This is a genomic window from Bradyrhizobium sp. NBAIM08, from assembly GCF_020193935.1.
Lineage (GTDB): Bacteria > Pseudomonadota > Alphaproteobacteria > Rhizobiales > Xanthobacteraceae > Bradyrhizobium > Bradyrhizobium yuanmingense.
Map to the genome: position 1 here is coordinate 1 of NZ_JADYVR010000084.1, position 578 is coordinate 578.

A 578-nucleotide genomic window follows, 5' to 3' on the forward strand; every position below is an offset into this window, starting at 1 on the left:
GTCTCGAGCTGGTGGCCTTCTGCTCCGGACCGCACCCGGAGGCGTGGCTGGCCACGAGCGTGCTGCTCGTCGAAGCCCGGCTCCTGATCGCGTCGGGCGAGCCCGACGCTGCGACCCGGCTGATCGTCGGTGCTGCCGAGGTCGGGTCGGTCACCGGCGGGTCCGGCTGGTTGGCCGACATCCTCACGATCGCCAAGGCCGAGGCGCTGCTGGCGTCCGGGCTCGACGTGTCGCGCGTGATCGTCTTCGCGGGCGTAGGCGTGCCGGACCCTGCGGTCGTCGCGCGCCTCCACGCGGCGGGCCTCCGGGTGCAGGCGGGTACGTTCGAAACCGACGAAGCCGCCCTCACCTCGGCCGATGCGTCGCTCTACACGCCCTACCTCGCCACCGGCGCCGACGTGCTGGCGACCGACCACGTCGCCGGCGCCGCGATCGCCGTGCAGACCGCCAACCGACGACGCCGGTGACCGCGACGACGACCCTCGACAGCCCGCTCGGTCCGCTGCGCGCCGCCGCCGACGGCGGCGCGCTCGTCCGCCTCTCGTGGCCGTCCGAAACGGTCGAGGCCGCGCGTGAGG

At 74.7% G+C, this 578-nt stretch carries 1 protein-coding gene; it reads left to right on the plus strand.

The annotated features are described in order from the left end of the window. The coding region (locus I6F37_RS38510) for a hypothetical protein (RefSeq protein ID WP_225154144.1) at positions 1-467 on the plus strand (467 nt) is incomplete at its 5' end. Positions 468-578 lie beyond the last annotated feature (111 nt).